Consider the following 16,582-nt stretch of genomic DNA (forward strand, 5'->3'; position numbering starts at 1 on the left):
TTGGCTCAAGCCATCAGCGTACCGAGATCAGCGACACCGACAGTGGATGTGTGTCCCTCATCGCACGCCTTTCGGGTGCGTTCTTCGCCACACCGAAGGCGCCGGGAAGCCTCGGGGGTCCTGTGTGGTTGAGCCTGCCGTGAGGCTCTCCATGCTGGACCGCTCCCGTACCCGGACGGGCTATCCCGAAGGCGCTGCGCTGACCCACACGATCGAACGGGCGGTGGCTGCCGAGCGGCTGGGCTACCACCGATTCTGGGTCGCCGAGCACCATGCGGTGCCTGGGATCGCGTCAGGATCGCCGCCGGTGCTGCTGGGAGCGCTCGGCGCACACACGTCCACGATCCGGCTCGGGTCCGGCGGGGTGATGCTGCCGCACCACCAGCCGCTGGTCGTGGCCGAGCAGTTCCTGATGCTCGATGCTCTCTATCCCGGTCGGATCGACCTGGGCCTGGGTCGCACGTTGGGCTTCACCGCTCCCGTACGCCGCGCCCTGCGGCACGATCTCGACGACCCGGACACGTTCGCCGAGGACATCGACGAGCTCCGGGGCTATCTCGACCGTACGGCGGCGGTCACCGCCCGGCCGGCGGCTGAGCGGCAGATCCCGATCTTCGTGCTCGCGACCGGACGAGGCCTCGCCCTCGCTGCGCAGCTCGGGCTGCCGGTCGTCGTGGGCGGTCCGGTGCTCGACAGCCCGCGGCTGGGCGATCTGCTCGGGGCGTACCGGAAGGACTTCCGGCCCTCCTCGCGAGCAGCCGAGCCTTCGGTGACGGTCTCCGCCGACGTACTGGTCGCCGACACCGACGCCGACGCCGCCGAGCTCGCGCTGCCGGAGGCATGGGCGATGGCCAGATCGCGGCAGACCGGGGAGTTCGGTCCGCTGGAGCCGGTCGCGTCGATCCGGGACCAGGCCTGGACCAACCAGGTGCGGGAGCGGGTCGAGGCCCATCTGGCGCGTACGACCGCGGGATCTCCCGACACCGTCAGACGTCGTCTCGACCAGCTGGCCGAGGCCACCGGCGCCGACGAGCTGCTGGCTTTCACCTCCACCTACGACCGCGACGCCCAGCTCGCCTCCGACGCCGCGCTCGCCGAGATCATGACCGGATCGGCGTCCCTCACGCGCCCGAGTGCACCAGACCTGCCCACGACTCCGCGCGCAGCGGGTTCGCTCTCCTGAGCTCTTGGACGACGTCGTGGAGCACGCGCGCGGCCGGGAGCGGCGCGTCGACGACAGTGTGCGGTTCCATCTCGGCGTAGAACGCTGACGATGCCTCGCGAGCGGTCTGATTCAGCAACGGCCACATGGTCGAGATCGTCTGCCGAAACCCTGCTGCCTGGAACGCCGAGCCGATGTGGACGACCTCGCCCATGGCCGTCGCCCCGTCCGAGAGCACAGCCGCGTCGCAGACCGAGAGATAGGCCAGCTCGCCCAGGCTCAAGCGCCGATCGGCAACGTCTCGCGCGGTGAGCTCACCGTTCGCCAGGAACAGGACGCTGTCGACGAGGCTGTCCGCACCGTTGTCGACGGCGCCGGCGTGACAGGCGAAGTGGGCGAGAGACGCCTGGTCGATGACCTCGAGGACCCCCTCCACCGTCGCATCACAACGCACAACCTGCTCGGGACCAAGGCGCAGCAGCGCCTCGACCTCCGCAACCTCCTCCAGGAAGTTCTGCAGCTCGCGCTCGTCGTGGTGGCCGTTGCGGGTCGCGGCGACCGGGAGCAGCCGCACCGGGCGCTGCGCCTGCGGCAGCGAGAGACCGTGCAACAGGGTTCGTACGTTCGGGGTGTAGGACGAGACCACCCGGTCGAGCGCCGCAGCACCCACCTCGTCAAACCGTTCGGCCGCATGCAACGGCAATCCCTGGAGCAGTCCGGTCGGCATCCACCAGACTCGGGGAAGCGAGGTGCCCGCACCCCCGGAGCGGTGGCCGAGGTCATCGAGCACCGGGCCGACCACCTTGTCCCACAACCAGGTCAGGGTGTCTCGCATCAGCTTGCCGTAGAGGCTCGGAGCCGAGACGACCCTCGGGGCCAGGACCCGGAATCGGGCCGCAGTCTCACGCAGATCGTCGAGCCGGAGCTCCGGCAGCGACACGATCAGAGGATCCCCCTCATGACGAAGCACCACCGCGTCGCAGCGGAGCTCGCTCAGGTTGAAGGTCACCACGGCGCCGTCTCGGGCCGCCGGGCGCATCGCATCGACGGAGAGCGGCACCTCGGTCACGAACCTGCTGAGCTCGTCGGAGGCCCGGACCCTCTGGATCACCTTCGCCATCCGGATCTGGGCATCGATCTGCGCCTTCTCCTCGGTCGAGGTGAGAAAGCGGGAGTACGGATCGGTCGCGAGCTGCTTCCGATGCAGGCGCACTGCCTCCACGTACTCCCGATGCAGCTCCGGGTCGATCGCCTCCATCTCGGCGATGTCTCGTCGCATCGCGACGTCCTGGCCGAGCATCGCGGAGGCGTTCCGCTCGATCTCCTCCAACGCCGAGAAGGCATCACCTTCGGCGATCTGCGCAGCGACGGTCTTCGCGGCCGCCGGAGTCGGATGCTGGCCGGTCCCGCGGAAACCGGCCGCCAGCACCCACGTCGAGAACAGCGCGAACAGCTCTCGGTGCGGCACCCGGACGTCGGTCAGTGCCTCCCGAGCGTGCGCCACCGCCTCCGCGTACTCATCGTCTCGTCCCCCGCCGAGGAAGCGGGAGAACAGCGCCAGCGCCAGGTGCGCCAGGCACGCTCGGCGTTCCTCGGTCGACGGGCCACGTCGGGCGAGGGCCTTACGGCTCTCTGCGATGTAGCGGTCGAGTAGTCCGAGCTTGTCGAACGCCGTGCCGCTCGCGTTGACCGTCAGCACGAGTCCGCCCGGCCCCATCCCGTCGTACGTGGTCCGCAGAGCGTCCTGCATCTGCCCGAGCAGAGGTAGGAACTCCTCGAGGAACCTCATCTTCGAGGCCACGTCCTCCTGCCCGGTCGAGCTCTGGCGCTCGGCGAAGTCCAGGGCCAACAGCCGCGAGCGCACCATGACCTCCTCCATCGAGCCGGGGGTGGCCACCTCGAGCAGGGCCTGACCCGTCGCCTTCAGCTCGTCTCGAACCTGCGGGTCTCGGACCAGTCCCGGCAGTCCCGGCAGTCCCGGCAGTCCCGGCTCGAGCTCGTCGGCGGGCGGCGCCGGGCTGACCTCCCCGGCGCGGATGGCGTGGACCGTACGAGTGATGAAATCGTCCATGGCGGGACTCGTGCTTCCGGCCAGGAAGCCCTGGACCATCCCGCCGGCATCCTGCGCGAACCTCGTCTCCTCGTCCCCCTGACCCAGGCCGAGCATCTCGAGCATGACCTGCATCAGTCCTTGCTCCGGCGTGTCGTCATCCTGCCCGAGCAGCGCCGTCATCTGCGCGGTCATCTCGTCGAGGTTTCGATCGTTGGTCATCCGGCCGCGCACCACGTCGGCGCGCGCACGCAGATCGGCGTCGGCATCCGGCCCCAGCGCCGGTCCCGTGAGCAGCGCCATCGCCTCGTCGTGTCGTCCAGCCGAGGCCAGAGCGTCCGCCGCGCGCAGCGTCAGCTCCGGATAGGCGGCGTCGTCGGGCTCGGTCAGCTCCAGGAGCGCACAGAGGACGTCGCTCATCTCGTCTCGAAGCTCCGTGGACGGGAACGGGACCAGTGACAACGCCTGGTGCAACGCGTCGAGATAGATCCGGCGCGCGGCCGGCACGCCGACGGTCAGATCTACTGCCCGGCGCAGTGCGTCGATCGCCTCGTCCTCGATGGTCAGGTCGGCATCGTCCTGACCGACTGCGCCCCTCCGGACCATCAGGGCGTCGGACAGCACACCATAGGTCATCGCCAGCACCGGCCGGACGGTCAGGTAGGTCGCCGCGGCCACCGCCTCGCGCAGACATGCGATCGCCTCGTCCAGAGTCGTCAGATCTCGACGCGCCAGCGCCACCTGACACAGCAGGCGTCCGAGCAGACCGACCACACCCGGGTAGTCGACATGCTCGGCGGGAACCCGGCTCCGGGCCTGCTCCAGCAGGTCGAGAATCCTCTGCAGGTCGTCGTCCGACCCCGCCCCGAGATCGGCGAGCACCACGCCGAGCCGACCGGCCGCCACCGCCTTGTCGAGCGACCCTTCGACGAGCTGGTCGTACGCCGTCTCGAGCAGGTCTCGCGACGCCATCAGCCACTCCGCCAGGCCGAGACTCTCACCGCCCGAGGCCAGGAACCCGCCGAGCGCCAGGACGCCGGACCAACGCTCTCGGCTCAGGTCCTCCTCCCCCAGCCACTCTCGCGGCGGCAAGCCGACCTCGCCGAGCCGAGCTGTCACCCATGCAGGCAGGTCAGGTGCATCTGCCGCGTACAGGAAGCTCTTGACAAGCTGTCGCCCCTGTTCCCGCGCGACGGCGGTGTCGGGCTGCCCGGGGGCGGAAAGACTTCGGCCCAGATAGAACGAGCCGAGGGTCACGGCGATGTCCCTGTCGACCTGCCAGGTGTCACCGCGCTGGGTCACGAGGTGCTGCAGCAGGTACGTCGCGTGCTCGTCGATCTCCGCCGACTGCAGGGCACTGCTCTCGACCGCCACCGCGGCCGCGACCCTGCGGAGCGCGTCGTCACGATCGTTCGGCCAGTCACGTACGAAGAAGTCCCGCACTACGCTCCCATGCTCTTGCGAAAGATCGCGGTCATCGTCTGAGCGCCGCTGGGGCGCAGCGGTGCGTCCGGATCGAGCAGCACCGTGCTGAGGTCGTGCAGGTGAACGTCGACCACCGACTCGACCATGGCGGCATATTCGGCGGCCCTGATCCGGCACAGTGCGTTCGCGTAGACGCAGAGCACGACGCCGACAGCGAGGGCCGGCCACCAGAGGATCCCGGCGGCGAGGTAGAGCAGGCTCCACCCGCCGATGCGCAACGCACCGTCCAACCGCTGACGCGACTCCCACAGTGCCGTCTTCGGAGCGTCGGGAAGCACGATCCACAGGCGCGGCCACAGATCCACCAGACTCAGCTTGTAGAACTCGCGCACCCGCTTCTCCGGACCTTCCAGGACCTCTTTGAGCCGCGGCAGCACGATCGCTGTCGCGGCGGGGAGGGAGCGAGTGGTGAGCCAGCCGTAGCCGGCCTGCATGACCTCGGCAGCCTTGGCGCTGGCCCACACCGCCGCGACCACGGCCGCGCCGATCATCAGCGTCTGACCAGCCGTTCGCGTCGGCGACAGCGCTGCGTTCGTCTTCGTCGCGAGCTCGGCGAAGTCCGACCACTGGGACTGCCCGAGCACGCACCCGACGGCAACCACGGCGGCATAGACCAGCCCGGTGAGCCACCTCTCGGCAAGAGCGCGGCCGGCGAGGTTCTTGCCGAGGTCCGCGACCACTGCGGTCAACATCAGGCGAGACCACCGTCGAACTCGAGGAACCGATCGAAGACGCCGCACGTCGGCCGGTTCGAACCGGCCGCGACAACTCGTCTGGAGCATCGTCGTTCCGGGCAGACATAGGCGCCCCGAACCACAGCCGCTGCGCCCTCGACCCGTGGCGGCGTGCTCCGCGACCGTGTGTCCCCCTCGGACACGGCGTCGGCGTCGGCGTCGTCGACCAGGCCGGATTCGCGCAGCGCAACCCACGCCTCGGTGCCGGACCTGATCGCGGCCAACGCCTGCTCGAGCTCCATGACGCCGCCGGAGCGCCGAAGGTCGGGAAGCTCTTCGCACAGATGCCCAAGATCCATCCGTGCACCGTAGCGACCCGTCATCGGTCCCGCAGCGATTTCTTCCACCGCGCTGCTCAGCGCCGCTGCCGCGCCTCACCCAGGGGCGGTGAGGATGTGGGCGGCCTCGAGGAGGAGGCGGCCGAGCTCGGTCTGACGAGGGGGTGCGAGGCGGGCCTCGATGCCGGTGATGCTGAGCGCTCCGTACGGCTGTCCGTGGGCGTCGAAGACCGCGGCACCCAGGCCCCAGCTGCCGACGACGAGCAGGCCCGGGTTGACCGCGAAGCCGAGCTCACGGGTCGCGGCGATGCGCTTGCGCAGAGCGGACGCCGAGTGCTGCTCGCCGTAGGCCTCGACGAGGTCGGCGCGGGCCAGGTAGGCCTCGCGCCGCGACTCCGGCAGGAAGGCGAGGATCGCCAGGCCGGCCGAGGCGACGCCGAGCGGGAACCGGATCCCCTCGTGGAGCACGTGCGAACGGATCGGGAAGCTGCCGTCCTCGCGCAGGACGCAGACCGTCTCGTCGCCGCGCCGGATCGAGAAGAAGGCGCTCTCCCCCGTCTCGCGCGCGATGCGGAGCACGGCCGCCCGGGCCGCCGGCGTGATGTCGTGGCGGGTGGTCGCGGCGGCGCCGAGCAGGAAGCACTCCGGACCCAGGTGCCACGTGCCTGTGCTGTTGTCGCGCTCGACGAGCCCTTCCTCCTGGAGCGCGCTGAGCAGCCGGTGGGCGGTCGGGCGCGGGATGGCGGCGGCCGTCGCGAGCTGGGTGGTCGTCGAGCCCTCCGGCTCGCGCGCGGCGAGCAGCCGCAGCAGGTGCGCGCTGCGGCGGATGACACTGGGCTGTTGCGGGCCCGGACCGGGTTCCATGGGACGTACGATAGGTGCGTCCATTCAGTGAACGCCAGTGCGTCAACTGGGTCGCTCATCGAAAGATTGAGCGTGAACTCGCGCTCATCTATTGACCGATCGGCGCGCCCACCCTTGACTGATCATCATGGACAAGGTCATCTCCTCAGCCGCCGAGGCGGTCGCGGACGTACCGAGCGGAGCGACCCTCACGGTCGGCGGTTTCGGGCTGTGCGGCATCCCCTCGGTGCTCATCAATGCTCTCCTCGAGGCCGGCGTGACCGACCTCGAGGTGGTCTCCAACAATGCCGGCGTCGACGACTGGGGCTTGGGCCTGCTGCTCGGTGCCGGGCGACTGCGGCGGGTCGTCGCCTCGTACGTCGGTGAGAACAAGGAGTTCGCGCGGCAGTACCTCTCCGGCGACCTCGAGGTCGAGCTGACCCCGCAGGGCACGCTCGCCGAGCGGATGCGCGCGGGCGGCTCCGGCATCGCCGGGTTCTACACCCGCACCGGCGTCGGCACACAGGTGGCGCAGGGCGGGCTGCCGTGGAAGTACGACGACGCCGGCAACGTCATCAAGACCTCGCCCGAGAAGCCGGTGATGACCTTCGAGACGCCTGAAGGCGAGCGCGAGTTCGTCCTCGAGGAGGCCATCGTCGCCGACTTCGGCATCATCCGCGCGTGGAAGGGCGACCGCCACGGCAACCTCCTCTTCAAGGACTCCGCCCGCAACTTCAACCCGCTCGCCGCGATGGCCGGGCAGATCACGATCGCCGAGGTCGAGGAGCTCGTCGAGCCCGGCGAGATCCCGCCGAACGACGTCCACCTCCCCGGGGTCTACGTCCACCGCGTGGTTCCCCTGACCCCCGAACAGGCCGCCGAGAAGCGCATCGAGAAGAGGACGGTCCGCTGACATGGCATGGACACGTGAAGAGATGGCCGCCCGCGCCGCCGCGGAGCTCTCCGACGGCGACTACGTCAACCTCGGCATCGGGCTGCCGACGCTGGTGCCCAACTACGTCCCCGACGACGTCGAGCTGGTGCTGCAGAGCGAGAACGGCATCCTCGGCACCGGCGCGTACCCGGCCGAGGACGCCGTCGACCCGGACCTGATCAACGCCGGCAAGGAGACGGTCACCGTACGCAAGGGGGCGAGCTTCTTCGACTCCGCCATGAGCTTCGGGATGATCCGCTCCGGCAAGATCGACGCCGCCATCCTCGGGGCCATGCAGGTCTCCGCGGCCGGCGACCTGGCGAACTGGATGATCCCCGGCAAGATGGTCAAGGGCATGGGCGGTGCCATGGACCTCGTCCACGGCGCCAAGAAGGTCGTCGTGCTGATGGAGCACGTCGCCCGCGACGGCTCCTACAAGATCGTGAACGAGTGCTCGCTGCCCTACACCGGCCTCGGCGTCGTGCAGCGCATCATCACCGACCTCTGCGTCCTCGACATCACCCCCGAGGGCCTGCGCCTCGTCGAGCTCGCCCCGGGCGTCACGCTCGGCGAGGTGGAAGAGAAGACCGAGCCTCCGATCCTCCGCTGACCGCCGAGACGTCAGTTTCTGGGCGCGAGACGTCGAATTCTGACGCCGAGACGTCGCGTACGTCGGTCGAGATGTCATTTCGATGCCATCTCGGGCGACGCGCGTGACGTCTCGGCCGACGTGCGTGACGCCTCGGCACCAGAAACTGACCTCTCGCGGTCAGAAACTGACGTCTCGGCGGGGGGTCTGCGAGAATGGGCGGCGTGGAACTGAAGGTGGTGCGGCCGACGCGCGGGAGCGTGTGGCTGGCGCTGCTGGCCGCGATCGAGATCACCACCGGGTCCAGCCTGGCCCACCTGGCCGGCGGCGGAGAGCTGCCGGACGCGTTGTGGCTGGTGGCGACCGGGTTCGCTGCTTTTGGCACCGGCGTCGTGGTGCTGCAGCGCCGGGTCGGGATCGCTCTGGGAGCGGTGCTTGCCGGAGCGGCTCAGCTGGGGATGCACGAGGCGTTCGAGGCGTACGCCGCGCCGGTTGCACACGCGCACGAGACCGGCTCGGGCGGCACCTCGATGCTCCTCGCGCACGCTGTGGCCGCGGCGCTCACCGTGGTGGTGTGGATGCTGCATCGCCGGGCCTGGCGGGTCATCGCCCGTGCGCTGGCGACGCCCCAGGCCCTGGTTCCGTTCCGCCTGCCGGTCCCGGCACAGCCGGTCGTGCCGCGCACCGGACTGTGGACGTACGTCGCTGCCGGCCGGGGTCCACCGGTCCTCGCCTGAGGACTCGACCCCGACCACCGGGCACACGAACGCCCGTCAGCAGACCACTCCACAGAAAGCAACACCATGTCTCGACGTACCCTCGCGCGCCTCGGCGCGCCCGCCGCCGCTGCCGCGGCCGTCACCTTCCTCGTCGCCGCTCCGGCCTCCGCACACGTCACGGTCACCCCGACCGAGACTGCGGCGGGCGCGTACACCGTGCTGACCTTCAGCAACGGCCACGGCTGCGAAGGCTCCCCGACCAAGCAGATCACCATCCAGGTGCCGGAAGGGGTCAACACGGTCACCCCGACCCGTCAGCCGTTCTACGACGTCAAGGTCACCAAGGAGAAGCTCGCCGAGCCGATCAAGGACGCCCACGGCAACGAGCTGACCGAGCGCGACGCCACCATCGTCTACACCGCGAAGACCCCGCTGCCCGACGGGCAGCGTGACGCCTTCGAGGTCTCCCTGCAGCTTCCCGAGGAAGAGGGCACGCTCGCCTTCCCGGTCATCCAGACCTGTGTGAAGGGCGAGACCGCCTGGATCGAGGAGACCCCCGAGGGCGCCACCGAGGAGCCCGAGAACCCGGCTCCGGCCTTCGAGGTCACCGCCGCGAGCGGTGAGGACGGCCACGGCCACGACTCCGAGGAGTCCGCCGAGAAGGCAGAGCCTGTCGCTGCGGACGTCGAGGAGGGCGACGACGGCAACCTGTGGGGCGCTGTCGGCGCCGGCGCCGGCATCCTCGGCCTGATCGCGGGCACGACCGCCCTCGCGCTGGGACGTCGTAAGGCGTGAGTGCTCCCCTGACGCGCCGGCCCGGCCTCGACTACCGAGGCCCGGGCCGGCGCGGCCTGGGGCGGTTGCTGGTGGTGCTCGCAGCCACTGCGTACGCCGTCCTGCTCAGCATCTCCCCCGCCCAGGCTCACGCGACGCTGATCGGCACCGACCCGGCAGAGGGTGCGGTCCTCGAACAGGCGCCGGAGACGATCACCTTCACCTTCGACGAGGCCGTGACCCTGCCGCCGGCGGGTGTGACGGTCTACGACGCGAAGGGCCAGGAGGTGACCTCCGAGGCGACCGCGAGCGGCACCGAGATGGAGGTCGCGCTCGCGGATGCGAGCAGCCTCGGCGACGGCACCTACGTCGTCGCCTGGCGTGCCGTCTCGGCCGACGGCCACCCGATCTCGGGCTCGCTGACCTTCGCGGTCGGAGCGCCGAGCCTCAGCGTCGCCCCACCCCCGTCCTCGGAGCCGTCGCGGGCGACAGCGGTGATCCACGGGGTTCTCCAGTTCATCCAGTACGCCGCGTTGCTGCTGGTCGTGGGCCTGGTCTGGTTCCGTGCGCTCATCCTGGGTGGGCCCAGCGTCGGTGACCGCCGCATCCCCGACCGGGCGATCGCCCGGGTCCAGCGTCTGCAGATCCTCGCCGGCATGGTCGCGGTCCTCGCGCTGGTGTTCCTGGCGCCGGCCAGCGGTGCGCTGCAGAGCGAGAGCGGGCCGGGCGCGATCCTCACCTTCGACGCCTGGTCGCCGGCGTCGGTCGGCAAGGAGTGGCTCAGCGCGCTGGTCGGGATCCTGGGCATCGCGGCCACGCTCGCGCTGCGCGAGCGTCCCCGCCTGGCTGCGGCCGCCGGCCTGGTCGCGATCGCCTCACCGGCACTGGTCGGCCACTCCCGCGCGGTCGTACCGGCCTGGCTGGTCACCGCGACCGACATCATCCATCTCATCGCCGGGGCGCTCTGGCTCGGCGGTCTGGTCGGTCTCGCGCTGACCCTCCCGCTGATCACCCGGCGCGGCACGGTCGCGGCCGAGATCGTGACCCGTTTCTCCACCCTCGCCGCCATCTCCCTGGCCGCGCTCGCGGCCTCCGGCGTGCTCCTGGGCTGGCGGATCCTCGGCTCCTGGGACAACCTGCTCAACAGCACGTACGGCACCTTGCTGATGACCAAGGTCGCCCTGGTCGTCGCGGTCGCGGTGATGGCGGCCGGCAACCGGCTGCTGGTCCTCCCGCGCGTCCGGCAGGCGGCCGGTCACGACGACACCGTCGAGGCCGGCTCGATGCTGCGCCGCGCGGTGCTGATGGAGGCGGGCGTGCTCGTGGTGGTTCTCGGGGTCACCGGCTTCCTGGTCGACCAGCCGCCGCAGGCCGACGCCGGCTCGACAGGGTCCGGCACCGCCACCGTCGCCCAGACCAACACCCAGGCTGCGGAGCTCGGTGACGACCATCGGGTGTACGCGACGCTGACGCCCGCAGGCCCGGGGCCGAACGTGCTCCGGCTGCAGATCCAGGACGCCGCCGGCGAGCCGGTCGAGGCCGCAGCGGTCCCGACCGCCAAGCTCAGGTCCGGCGACGTGGACCTCGGGAGTCTGGCCCTGACCACGGTCGGCGCCGGCACCTGGGAGGCCGACGTCGTACTTCCCAAGGGTGGGACCTGGGAGGCGACCGTCGGACTGCGGCTCGGTGAGTTCGAGAGTCCGTTGGCGGTGCTGGAGTTCCCCGTAAGACAGTGACCTTCAGACCGTGATCTTCAGACCGTGACAGGGAGCCGGAGCGTGTGGATCATCCCGTCGACGCGGACCTGCGCGAAGAAGACGTAGTCACCCGCCTTCGGCGGCTTCACATGGATGCCGAGGCGGGTGCCGCCTTCGACGTTCTCGGGGCCGCCGAGCGGGTGCAGGTGGATCACCTCGCCGGTCTCGCGGCTGAACGCGGTCACGTGTGCGTAGACCCCCAGATAGGTCCCCAGGTTGACCGGGTTGCCGGCCGGGTCGGAGACCAGGACACCGATCTCCTGGTCGATCCCGGGCTTCGGAGTCTCCTCGAGCGCGGCGATCACGACGCCGTCGTCGGAGCCGGGTACGTCCACCTCGGTCGGGCCGGCGACCTTCGCCGTCGCGCCGAGCATGGCCTGCTCGCCCTTGTCGTCGGGGGTCCGGGCCGCGAACTCCGCGACCACCCGGTAGGTGCCACCAGCAGGGAGCGTCAGGTCGCCGGACCAGGCGCCGTCATCGCCCTGGGTGGGGTGGACGTGACGGAAGACCTCCAGGTCGTCGCGTACGACGTAGACATGGATGTCCTTGGTCTGCTCCTCGATGTAGTCGGTCACCGGGTCCCCACCCTTGGTGATCGTGAAGCTCAGCTTCCCCGGGGTGCCCGCCTCGGCGGGCAGGCTGACGTCACCGATCGTGTAGCCGCCCGCGGTCGCGGTGGTGCCGTCAGCGCCCTTGATCTCGGTCACGACGGTCGCGACGCTGGCCGACTCGCTAGACGTCGAGGTGGGGTCGGCGGCCTCCGGCTCACCGCCGCAGGCGATCAGGGTGATCGCGAGGCCGAGAGACAGGACGACAGCAGCAATTCCGACACGCACGGGACAAGGGTGTCATGTCACTGGTCGACCGGCCGACTCCCCTCGGGTCGATTGCGAGCCCCTTCCACCCAACCGATAGGCTTCACTTCGAGGGGAGTACCTCATCAAGCTCATTCCGGTCAGTACGTCGGTGCCGACACCGTCCCGGAGTGGCGCCTCGGTCTCGGGGTGAGGGAGACCTCAGACGTTCATCGATACGCCTGAGGACACTGCCTGATGCATTCCATTGCCACGCCCACTCTGTGGGCCGTCACCATCGCCGCTGTCGTGGTGCTGATCGCCCTCGACTTCCTCCTGACCCGGCGACCGCACGAGGTCTCCATGAAGGAGGCCATCGGCTGGTCGGTCTTCTACGTCGCGCTCCCGCTCGCCTTCGGTGTCTGGGTCTGGACCGCCCACGGCAGCCAGACCGGCTTCGAGTACTACACCGGCTACATCGTCGAGAAGTCGCTCAGCGTCGACAACCTGTTCGTCTTCATGCTGCTGCTGGCGGCCTTCGCAGTGCCACGACAGCTGCAGCAGAAGGTGCTGCTCTTCGGCATCGTCGGCGCGCTGGTGCTGCGCGGCATCTTCATCGCCCTCGGCGCCGCGGCGCTGTCCCAGTGGGACATCGTCTTCCTGCTCTTCGGCGCGATCCTGCTGATCACGGCCGCGAAGCTGTTCGTCGAGGCGCTCCAGGGCCACGACAGAGAGATCGACCCCGAGTCGATGCTGGCCGTACGTCTCGGCCGCAAGGTCGGCCTCAAGCCGATGGCCATCGTCGTGCTCGCCATCTTCGCGACCGACATCATCTTCGCCGTCGACTCCGTGCCGGCGGTCTACGGCATCACCGGCGACCCCTACCTCGTCTTTGCGACCAACGCGTTCGCGCTGCTGGGGCTGCGGGCGCTCTACTTCGTGCTCGAGGGGGCGCTGGCCAAGCTGGCCCACCTGAACTTCGGCCTGGCGGCGATCCTCGCCTTCATCGGCGTCAAGCTCGGCCTCCACTGGGCCCACGGGCACTGGGACTTCGTCCCGGTGGTGCCGACCTGGCTCTCACTGGTGATCATCGTCGGCATCCTCGCCATCACCGTCACCACCAGCCTGATCGCCTCCGCGCGTACGCAGGCTCGGGAGGAGACCGAGGCCTTGGAGGAGACGAACGCGTAAGCGACTGTGTTGGTCTCGACACGCTCGGCCGCAGGCGGCCTCGCGGCTCGACCAGCGGAGGCTGCGGCGGCTCGACCGACGGGCCACCCCGTCGGTCGAGCCGGACTCGTGAGGAACGAACGAGTCCGTGTCGAGACCAACACATTCCCACCCGCGGTCAGTCCAGCGCGAGTCCCTCCGCCGGACTGACCTTGGTGGCCCGCTTGGACGGCGCCACGCAGGAGACCAGGCCCGCCAGGCCGGCGGCCACGACGACCCCGACGAGCTGCAGCACGGGCAGCTTGAAGGTGGCGTCGGGCATGATGTCGCCGACCAGGATCTCGCTGCCTCCCCAGGCGAAGAAGACGCCCAGCGCGGTGCCGACGAGGGCCGCCACCGCAGAGAGCAGCACCGCCTCGGCGGCCAGCGTCCGCCGCAGCTGGCGCTTGGTCAGACCCAGTGCCCGCAGCAGCGCGTGCTCGCGCCCGCGCTCGAGCACCGAGAGTCCCAGCGTGTTGGCGATGCCGGCCAACGCGATCAGCACCGAGATCGCCAGCAGGCCGATGACCGCCCAGGTGAACACGTCCAGCTGGAGCTCGACCCAGGCGCGCTGACCCTTGCCGTTGATGAGCTCGGCGTCCGGAGCCAGCGCTCCGAGCGTCCCGGCCAGGTCCTCCGGATCGGCGCCGGCCTCCGCACGGACCCATACGGCATACGTCTGCGGGTCCTCGGTCAGGGTCCGAAGCGTCGCGGCAGAGATCTGCGGGGCTCCGTCGATCTCGCGTACGTCCAGGGTCACGGTGGCCGACCGGTCACCGACGACCAGCGTCACCTTCTCCCCCGACGCCTCGAAGGAGTCCTCCACGAAGGCCGAGGCGGCGACCGGAGAGATCACCATCGTGCCGGGCTTCACGGAGAGGTCGCGCAGTGCGATGTCTCCCCCTGGCGGGGCGACGACAGGCACCGGAACGGGTTTCCCGCCGGCCTCCACCGAAGCCATCGCACCCGGTACGGCCACCGCGTCGTCGACGCCGGGGACCGACTTCGCGTCGTCGAGGACGGAGTCCTCCAACGGCTTCGACTCCGCCTGCAGAGCGAGGTCGATCGGGTGCTGCGCGGCCATCTCGTCGAGCGTGGCGGAGCGGATGGTGTTCATCCCGGTGAGCACTCCGGTGGTGAGGGTGACACCGACGAGCAGCGAGGCCGCCGTGGCCGCGGTGCGCTTCGGGTTGCGGCCGGCGTTGGCCGCGGCCAGCTTCGCCGGGGACCCGGCGACCGTCGCCAGGGCAGACCCGGCCAACCGAACCAGGCCGGGCACCAGCACGGGCCCGAGGAGCATCACCCCGAGGAACGTGACCGCACAACCGAGCAGCACGATCAGCATCCCGATCTGCGCGTCGTCCCAGCCGACGGCCACGAAGATCGTCGCCACCCCGGCGAGGATCACGGCGACGCCGAGCCCGATGCGGAACATGCCGGCACCGCGTACGTCGAAGCCCTCCTGAGGGCGCAGCGCAGCGAGCGGGCTCAGCCGCATCAGCCGACGTGTCGGCAGCCACGAGGCGACCAGGGTGGTGAGCACCCCGAGCACGAACGCGCCCACGAGCCACGGCCACTCGAAGGAGACCGCGCCCAACGGCGCCGTCTCGGCGAGCTGCCGCACGAGCGCGACGATCCCCCAACCGAGCAGCGCACCCACCGCCAGACCCATCAGCGAGGCGAGCAGCCCCAGGGCGAGCGCCTCGCGGCGTACCGACCTCAGGACCTGTCGCTTCGTCGCACCCATCGCGCGCAGCAGTGCGAAGTCGCGCATCCGCTGGGCGAACAGGATCGAGAAGGTGTTGGTGATGACCAGCACCGAGACGAACAGCGCGATGAAGGCGAAGATCAGAACCATGTACGCGACGACGTTGACCTCCTTGTTGAGCTGGGTCTGCAGCTCGGTGAGGTAGTCGTCGGTGTTCAGCCAGCCGTCGGCCTCGTCGCCGGTGGTGGCGGTCATGACGGTCTGGACGTACTGGTCTTCCCAGCCCTGCATCTCGGGCAAGGTGACATAGATCGGCGAGGACCACATCGCCGGGGCGTCCACCAGACCGACCACGGTCGTCTCGACCGCCGACTCCCCGGTGCCGACCTTGAGCGTGTCACCGATGCCGACCTCGTTGGTCTTGGCGGCGTTGGCGTCGACGACGGACTCACCGGCGGCGGTAGGGAACCGGCCCTCCTCGAGGTCCTGCCACTGCCAGCGTTTCTCGGTGGAGACGGCGCCGACCATGATCTCCTGGCCCAGCAGCTTCGTCTCGGAGCGGACCGACTGCATCGAGGCGGCGATCGGCCAGCCGCCCTGCTCGGTGTACTTCTCGGTGACCTCCTCCGACGGGAAGTCGACCGCCCCGACCGCGTTCTGGAACGGCGCGTCGATGCCCGCGAACAGGCCCGCCTTCGTCGCGGTGGTGAGCGCGTTGGTGACCACGATCAGGGCGACCGCGGCGATGACCGCCACCACGGCGGCGGCATATCTACGGGCGTAGGTTCGCAAGGACGCGAACAACACCGTCCGCATCAGCGCGTCACCCCTTCGATGCGCCCGTCCTTGACGGTCACGATCTCGTCTGCGTACGCAGCGGCGGACGCCTCGTGGGTCACCATGACCACGGTCTGGCCGAGCTCGCGGACGCTGCGGCGGAGATGGTCGAGCACCTCAGCGGAGGTCTCGGAGTCGAGGTTTCCGGTGGGCTCGTCGGCGAAGAGGATCGCGGGCTGGGTCACCAGCGCACGGGCGATGGCCACGCGCTGCTGCTGACCGCCGGAGAGCTCCGACGGCTTGTGCCCGAGACGCTGGCCGATGCCGAGGGTGTCGGCGATCATCTGCGCCCGTGCGCGGGTCTCGTCGGTCACCCGCTTGCCGGCCAGCTCCAGCGGCAGCTGGATGTTCTGCCCGGCGGTGAGCATCGGGAGCAGGTTGAACGCCTGGAAGACGAACCCGACGTTCTCCCGCCGGAAGATGGTCAGCTGGTCGTCATTGAAGTTCTCCAAGGGCTGCCCGGCAACCGACACCTCGCCGCTGGTGGGCCGGTCGAGCCCGGCCAGGCAGTGCATCAACGTCGACTTGCCCGAGCCGCTCGGGCCCATGATCGCGGTGAACGCACCCCGGCGGATCTCCAGGTCGACGCCGCGCAGCGCGTGCACCTCGGTGGCACCCTTGCCATAGGTCTTGGTCAATCTCACCGCTCGGGCTGCGGCCGTTGTCGTGGGAACAGAGGTCTGTGTCATGACACAGAGCCTCTCGCCGC

Annotated in this window: 14 protein-coding genes; 7 read left to right on the forward strand and 7 right to left on the reverse strand. The window is 69.9% G+C overall.

The window, feature by feature from the left end:
• The first annotated feature begins 151 nt into the window (after positions 1-151).
• Positions 152-1,183 carry an LLM class flavin-dependent oxidoreductase gene (locus IEY84_RS19670; protein WP_229788850.1) on the forward strand — a complete coding sequence of 344 codons (1,032 nt, stop codon included), beginning with the start codon at positions 152-154 and terminating at the stop codon, positions 1,181-1,183.
• Here the strand turns inward: IEY84_RS19670 and IEY84_RS19675 are convergent.
• The 4 genes from IEY84_RS19675 to IEY84_RS19690 all read right to left on the reverse strand — a co-directional run bounded on the left by IEY84_RS19675 (position 1,122) and on the right by IEY84_RS19690 (position 6,573).
• Entirely contained in the window at positions 1,122-4,655 is a 3,534-nt protein-coding gene (locus IEY84_RS19675) for a CHAT domain-containing tetratricopeptide repeat protein (RefSeq protein ID WP_183546077.1), read from the reverse strand. The two genes, IEY84_RS19670 and IEY84_RS19675, sit on opposite strands and share 62 nt — an antisense overlap.
• Positions 4,655-5,389 (reverse strand): hypothetical protein, encoded by a 735-nt coding sequence (locus IEY84_RS19680; RefSeq protein WP_183546078.1) that lies wholly within the window; start codon positions 5,387-5,389, stop codon positions 4,655-4,657. Before IEY84_RS19680 ends, IEY84_RS19675 begins: the two co-directional genes overlap by 1 nt.
• A complete protein-coding gene (locus tag IEY84_RS19685; protein ID WP_183546079.1) occupies positions 5,389-5,730 on the reverse strand; it encodes a hypothetical protein in 342 nt (113 codons plus the stop codon). The genes IEY84_RS19680 and IEY84_RS19685 overlap by 1 nt, the downstream gene beginning before the upstream one ends.
• 75 nt (positions 5,731-5,805) lie before the next feature.
• Positions 5,806-6,573: an IclR family transcriptional regulator gene (locus tag IEY84_RS19690; protein WP_183546080.1), complete on the reverse strand. Its 768-nt coding sequence runs from the start codon at positions 6,571-6,573 to the stop codon at positions 5,806-5,808.
• Between the two features lie 127 nt (positions 6,574-6,700).
• Here IEY84_RS19690 and IEY84_RS19695 point away from each other — a divergent pair, with 127 nt between their 5' ends.
• The 5 genes from IEY84_RS19695 to IEY84_RS19715 all read left to right on the forward strand — a co-directional run bounded on the left by IEY84_RS19695 (position 6,701) and on the right by IEY84_RS19715 (position 11,304).
• On the forward strand, positions 6,701-7,465 hold the full coding sequence (locus IEY84_RS19695) for a CoA transferase subunit A (RefSeq protein WP_183546082.1): 765 nt from the start codon (positions 6,701-6,703) through the stop codon (positions 7,463-7,465).
• Position 7,466: 1 nt separating this feature from the next.
• Positions 7,467-8,096: a 3-oxoacid CoA-transferase subunit B gene (locus IEY84_RS19700; protein WP_183546084.1), complete on the forward strand. Its 630-nt coding sequence runs from the start codon at positions 7,467-7,469 to the stop codon at positions 8,094-8,096.
• Between the two features lie 194 nt (positions 8,097-8,290).
• Positions 8,291-8,812, forward strand: coding sequence for a cell division protein FtsQ (locus IEY84_RS19705; RefSeq protein ID WP_183546086.1), 522 nt, complete (start codon positions 8,291-8,293; stop codon positions 8,810-8,812).
• Positions 8,813-8,878: 66 nt separating this feature from the next.
• The gene (locus tag IEY84_RS19710; RefSeq protein WP_183546088.1) at positions 8,879-9,589 is read left to right on the forward strand and encodes a YcnI family copper-binding membrane protein; all 711 of its coding nucleotides are present in this window, start codon (positions 8,879-8,881) and stop codon (positions 9,587-9,589) included.
• A complete protein-coding gene (locus tag IEY84_RS19715) occupies positions 9,586-11,304 on the forward strand; it encodes a copper resistance CopC/CopD family protein (protein ID WP_183546090.1) in 1,719 nt (572 codons plus the stop codon). The genes IEY84_RS19710 and IEY84_RS19715 overlap by 4 nt, the downstream gene beginning before the upstream one ends.
• Before the next feature lie 17 nt (positions 11,305-11,321).
• On the opposite strand, the gene IEY84_RS19720 is transcribed toward IEY84_RS19715, so the two are convergent.
• Positions 11,322-12,161 carry a DUF8832 domain-containing protein gene (locus IEY84_RS19720; RefSeq protein ID WP_183546092.1) on the reverse strand — a complete coding sequence of 280 codons (840 nt, stop codon included), beginning with the start codon at positions 12,159-12,161 and terminating at the stop codon, positions 11,322-11,324.
• Positions 12,162-12,377: 216 nt separating this feature from the next.
• Here IEY84_RS19720 and IEY84_RS19725 point away from each other — a divergent pair, with 216 nt between their 5' ends.
• A complete protein-coding gene (locus tag IEY84_RS19725; RefSeq protein WP_183546094.1) occupies positions 12,378-13,310 on the forward strand; it encodes a TerC family protein in 933 nt (310 codons plus the stop codon).
• Between the two features lie 157 nt (positions 13,311-13,467).
• Here the strand turns inward: IEY84_RS19725 and IEY84_RS19730 are convergent, their stop codons facing one another.
• A complete protein-coding gene (locus IEY84_RS19730) occupies positions 13,468-15,852 on the reverse strand; it encodes an ABC transporter permease (RefSeq protein WP_183546096.1) in 2,385 nt (794 codons plus the stop codon).
• Entirely contained in the window at positions 15,852-16,517 is a 666-nt protein-coding gene (locus tag IEY84_RS19735) for an ABC transporter ATP-binding protein (protein ID WP_229788852.1), read from the reverse strand. The genes IEY84_RS19730 and IEY84_RS19735 overlap by 1 nt, the downstream gene beginning before the upstream one ends.
• Positions 16,518-16,582: the final 65 nt, after the last annotated feature.

It is taken from the genome of Nocardioides albus (assembly GCF_014648255.1).
Classification (GTDB): Bacteria; Actinomycetota; Actinomycetes; order Propionibacteriales; family Nocardioidaceae; genus Nocardioides; species Nocardioides albus.

Coding starts and splice junctions, on each gene's coding strand:
- IEY84_RS19670 (WP_229788850.1), top strand. CDS start 152: ATGCTGGACCGCTCCCGTACCCGGACGGGCTATCCCGAAGGCGCTGCG.
- IEY84_RS19680 (WP_183546078.1), bottom strand. CDS start 5,389: ATGTTGACCGCAGTGGTCGCGGACCTCGGCAAGAACCTCGCCGGCCGC.
- IEY84_RS19685 (WP_183546079.1), bottom strand. CDS start 5,730: ATGGATCTTGGGCATCTGTGCGAAGAGCTTCCCGACCTTCGGCGCTCC.
- IEY84_RS19690 (WP_183546080.1), bottom strand. CDS start 6,573: ATGGAACCCGGTCCGGGCCCGCAACAGCCCAGTGTCATCCGCCGCAGC.
- IEY84_RS19695 (WP_183546082.1), top strand. CDS start 6,701: ATGGACAAGGTCATCTCCTCAGCCGCCGAGGCGGTCGCGGACGTACCG.
- IEY84_RS19700 (WP_183546084.1), top strand. CDS start 7,467: ATGGCATGGACACGTGAAGAGATGGCCGCCCGCGCCGCCGCGGAGCTC.
- IEY84_RS19705 (WP_183546086.1), top strand. CDS start 8,291: ATGGGCGGCGTGGAACTGAAGGTGGTGCGGCCGACGCGCGGGAGCGTG.
- IEY84_RS19710 (WP_183546088.1), top strand. CDS start 8,879: ATGTCTCGACGTACCCTCGCGCGCCTCGGCGCGCCCGCCGCCGCTGCC.
- IEY84_RS19725 (WP_183546094.1), top strand. CDS start 12,378: ATGCATTCCATTGCCACGCCCACTCTGTGGGCCGTCACCATCGCCGCT.
- IEY84_RS19730 (WP_183546096.1), bottom strand. CDS start 15,852: ATGCGGACGGTGTTGTTCGCGTCCTTGCGAACCTACGCCCGTAGATAT.